The 849-nt window shown below is 55.6% G+C and carries 2 protein-coding genes; both read right to left on the reverse strand.

What is annotated here, in order from left to right:
- Positions 1-234 precede the first annotated feature (234 nt).
- Positions 235-465 (reverse strand): hypothetical protein, encoded by a 231-nt coding sequence (locus P775_RS27405; RefSeq protein ID WP_245875500.1) that lies wholly within the window; start codon positions 463-465, stop codon positions 235-237.
- Complete coding sequence (locus tag P775_RS28665) at positions 372-770, reverse strand: transposase (RefSeq protein WP_143520742.1); 399 nt, start codon at positions 768-770, stop codon at positions 372-374. The genes P775_RS27405 and P775_RS28665 overlap by 94 nt, the downstream gene beginning before the upstream one ends.
- Positions 771-849: the final 79 nt, after the last annotated feature.

Here is an 849-nt window from a genome sequence, read left to right on the forward strand (position 1 = left end):
AGACGGATTTCACGCGATGCGTTCGAAATTGGGGTGGCCAAGTTTGGTCCTCCGGTTGAGAACCCGGGCGCCAATCTTGGCCTCTGTCTGATGATTTGCGAAGCTGCGTGCCTTGAGCTTCGGCCCGATCATGGTCTTCCAACCCCCATTAATGCATCGCCCCTGCTCTGCTGATTTTAGCACGATGCCTGCTGCCATGCCTTTCGACTGCGGGCAGCTATGTCGACAATATCTCTAGGACGAATGCGTTGGTTCTGGGCGGAATCGGGCCTCAGGACCGCGTTCTTTGGAGGTGGGATCGTGACTTTGATCACCGAAGCGTTCGGTCAGAAGGTCAAGCCTTGGCTCACCTTCGTAAGCACCATCCGCCATTAATAAGTTAATTGGGGCGTCGATCTCATCCAGCAGGGCCGGTAGGACGGTCGGTTCACCAATGCCATCCGGGGTCCAATCGGAGCAAACGATTTTGCCTCTGACAAGATCAAGGCCAAGGTGCAGCTTACGACAAGAGCGCCGTTTGCGCCTTTTTTATGCTTTTGCTCAAGCCAAGCGCCTTCTCCAAAGACCTTCAAACCAGAACGGTCCAAGACCAGATGCAGCGGGTTGGCGTTCTTGGAAACAGTTTTGGCTGACAGGCTCAGCCCATTACCGCCGCGTGAGAAGGTCATGAAATCTGGCACCGTAATCTCAACGCCCATCCGCTTGGCCATGGAGCGCATCAAGCCTTCAGTCTGGCGCAGTGGCTGCTTGAAGCCCATGCCCAGCGTCAAGCAAAGCTCAATCGCCAAATCCGACTAAAAAGCCTGACCTCCAGGCGTCGTTCGCGGTGGTTCTGACCACGACGCAAGC

This window comes from Puniceibacterium antarcticum, from assembly GCF_002760615.1.
In the GTDB taxonomy this organism is placed as follows: Bacteria; Pseudomonadota; Alphaproteobacteria; order Rhodobacterales; family Rhodobacteraceae; genus Puniceibacterium; species Puniceibacterium antarcticum.